This is a genomic window from Streptomyces sp. NRRL WC-3549 (assembly GCF_000721935.1).
GTDB lineage: Bacteria > Actinomycetota > Actinomycetes > Streptomycetales > Streptomycetaceae > Streptomyces.
The window spans coordinates 35216-38601 of sequence record NZ_KL585440.1 but is presented as its reverse complement, the minus strand read 5'-3'; the positions used below and the strand labels follow the sequence as shown (position 1 = coordinate 38601).

Below are 3386 nucleotides of genomic sequence, written 5' to 3'. Positions count from 1 at the left end.
CCGCGGCCTGCCGCATCAGCTCCTGGTCGATACCGAGGCGCCCGGCGGTGTCGACGATGACGATGTCGTGGACCTTGGCCTTGGCGTGCTCGATGGAGTCCTGGGCCACCTTGACGGGGTCGCCCACGCCGTTGCCCGGCTCCGGCGCGTACACCGCGACGCCCGCGCGCTCCGCGACGACGCTCAGCTGGTTGACGGCGTTGGGGCGCTGGAGGTCGCAGGCGACCAGCAGCGGGGAGTGGCCCTGGCCCTTGAGCCAGAGACCGAGCTTGCCCGCGAGGGTGGTCTTGCCCGCACCCTGGAGACCCGCGAGCATGATCACGGTGGGCGGGTTCTTGGCGAACCGGAGCCGGCGCGTCTCGCCGCCGAGGATGCCGACGAGTTCCTCGTTGACGATCTTGACGACCTGCTGGGCCGGGTTCAGCGCCTGGGAGACCTCGGCGCCCCGCGCCCGCTCCTTGACCTTGGCGATGAACGCCCGGACGACGGGCAGGGCGACGTCGGCCTCGAGCAGGGCGATACGGATCTCGCGAGCCGTGGCGTCGATGTCCGCCTCGGACAAGCGGCCCTTGCCCCTGAGGTTCTTGAAAGTCGCGGCAAGGCGGTCGGAGAGAGTATCGAACACGGCGCTCGTCGGTCCTCAGGGTCGGGGGTGAACGGATTCAGTACCCCAGGGTATCCGGCTCCCGGGAAACGACGGTCTCCGCCCGGAGGAAAACCCGGGCGGAGACCACGGTCGGGCACCCTGCGGGTGCGGGGAGCGTCCGTCCGGACGGCGGCCGCCGGGGCCGTCCCCCCGTGCGCGGGTCACTTCCGCAGGGGCCGCCCCGACCGCCTCGGCCAGTGCCGCGGCGCCCTCGGGGCGGTGATGGCCGGCCCGCCCCGACGGTGACGTGCACCGTGTCCACCGCGTCGGCCCCCGGCGCCGAGCGCGGCGGCCCTGACCGCGTCTCCGGCCCCGGTGTGGCCGCGCCGGCGCCCGTAACCGCCGGCCTCCGTGGCCGTGAGCGCCCCCGGACGCCGAAGGCATGCGGGGCCTCCTTGGCCTCGTCCGGCCGATGGGGTTTCACCACTGCGGTGATGAGCTTCGTGCGTCCACCTTCTTGCTCGTCGGGGCGGTCGCGCCGGGGGCCGGGGCGGTGGCTCGGGGGACCGTGCCGCCGCCCGCGCCGCTGAAGTCGTACGCCGTCTCGGCATGTTCGGCCTGGTCGATGCCGGAGACCTCTTCGTCCTCGCTCACCCGCATCCCGATCGTGCGGTCGAGCAGCAGGGCGAGGAGTCCGGAGACGACCAGGGAGTAGGCGAGGACCGCGAAGACGCCGACGGCCTGCTTGCCGAGCTGGTCGAGGCCACCGCCGTAGAAGAGGCCCTTGGCGTCGGACTGCACGCCGCCGGTGGCGAAGAGGCCGACGAGGAGGGAGCCGATGACACCGCCGACGAGGTGGACGCCGACGACGTCCAGGGAGTCGTCGTAGCCGAACCTGTACTTCAGGCCGACGGCCATGGCGCACAGGACACCGGCGACGACACCGACCGCGATGGCACCGAGCGGGCTGACGGAGCCGCCCGCGGGGGTGATGGCGACGAGGCCGGCAACGGCGCCGGAGGCGGCCCCGAGGGTGGTGAAGGAGCCGTGGCGGACCTTCTCGTAGGCGAGCCAGCCGAGGACCGCCGCGCCGGTGGCGACCTGGGTGTTGAGGAACATGACCGCGCCGACGCCGTCGTCGTTGCCCAGCCACGAACCGGCGTTGAAGCCGAACCAGCCGAACCACAGGAGTGCGGCACCGAGCATGACGAGCGGCAGGCTGTGCGGCCGCACCGGGTCCTTCCTCAAGCCGACCCGCCTGCCGATGACGAGGACCACGCCGAGGGCGGCGGCACCGGCGTTGATGTGGACGGCCGTCCCGCCGGCGAAGTCGATGACCCCCAGTTCGAACAGCCAGCCGCCGGCGCCCCAGACCCAGTGCGCGACCGGGAAGTAGACGGCGGTGACCCAGAGGGTGATGAACAGTGCCCAGGAGGTGAACTTGACGCGGTCGGCGAGGGCGCCGCTGATGAGGGCCGGGGTGAGCACCGCGAACATCAGCTGGAAGACCGCGAAGACGTGGACCGGGATGGTGGTGCCGTCCCAGAGCTCGGTGACGCCGATCCCGCTGAGGCCGGCGAAGCCGGGGCTCCAGCCGATGACGGAGCCGTTGTCCGTGCCGAAGGCGAGGCTGAATCCGTAGAGCACCCACAGGACCGTGACGATCCCGAGGCTGACGAAGCTCATCATCAGCATGTTCAGTGTGCTCGTGGCGCGGACCATGCCTCCGTAGAAGAAGGCCAGGCCCGGCGTCATGAGCATCACCAGCGCGGAGCAGATGAGCATGAACCCTGTGTTGGCGGCGGACAGCTGCGGAGCGTCTGCGGCAAGCATCGTGATGCCTGGGGGCATCGGCGCCTCCTCGTCGTCGGTGCGGCCCCGTGCGGGGGTGCGGGCCGTCGTGCCCCACGAGGTTCGCGCGGCGCCGTTTCCACGGGTGCCCAACGGTGTTTCGCCGCGGTGACGAAGGAGCGCGACGTGTTACGCCGAAATGAACCGGCCACGACGGAGCCGGTGCGGTGCCCGGCGGGACGTCGGCGCCGCACACGGCGCGCGGCGCACGGGAGCGCGGTACGACGTGGACCGGCCACGGCAGCCGTCCGTTGACCTGGCGATGGGTCCGTTGACCTGGCGATGGGGGAGCCGAGTCGGGATGTACGGGACGGCTGTCGTGGCCGGTGGTGCCGGGTCCGGCGACGGGGCGCCGGTGGGTGCTCCGTGCGGGAGCGCCGCGGGTCAGACCGCTTCGACGGCCTCCGGGAGCTGTTCGCCGAGCAGTTCGGTGAGCCGGGCGACCGCGGGGACGTCGCCGAAGTCCCTGGCCGCGGTGTCGACGGTCTTGCGCAGCCGGGTGTTGACGCGCTCGGATCTGACGCGCTTGGCGACGTACAGGGCCTGGGTGGCCGGCACGGTGGACTCCTCCGGCTCGCGCTGGAGGAGGTGCACGGTGGCCATGCCGATGAGGTTGAGTGCGTAGGACCGCTGGTGTTCGTCGTCCTCGCCGAACAGCTCGACCGCCCGGGCCATGATGGGCTCGGCGAGCGAGGCGTACGTGGGGCTGCGGCCCGCGACGTAGGCGAGGTCGCGGTAGGAGTGGGCGTTCTCGCCGTGCAGCTCGGCGTCGGAGAAGAAGCGGATCCAGTCCGGCTCGGGCTCGTCGTCGAAGGCGGCGTCGGCGAAGGTGTCCTCGGCCATCCGGACCGCGCGCCGGCACTTGCTGGGCTGGCCCATGTTGGCGTAGGCCCGGGCCTCCACCGCGTAGAGCATGGCCTGGGTGCGTGCGGTCGCGCAGTCGCGGCTG

Annotated in this window: 2 protein-coding genes and 1 pseudogene; all 3 read right to left on the bottom strand. The window is 72.1% G+C overall.

What is annotated here, in order from left to right; all coding sequences use genetic code 11:
• On the bottom strand, positions 1 to 625 hold a 625-nt coding region (locus tag IH13_RS0133030; RefSeq protein WP_031090287.1), incomplete at its 3' end, for a signal recognition particle receptor subunit alpha.
• Between the two features lie 441 nt (positions 626 to 1066).
• Positions 1067 to 2437, bottom strand: a complete 1371-nt coding sequence (locus tag IH13_RS0133025) for an ammonium transporter (protein ID WP_031090285.1) — start codon at positions 2435 to 2437, stop codon at positions 1067 to 1069.
• Positions 2438 to 2821: 384 nt separating this feature from the next.
• Positions 2822 to 3386, bottom strand: a pseudogene (locus tag IH13_RS0133020) (hypothetical protein); the annotation flags it as partial.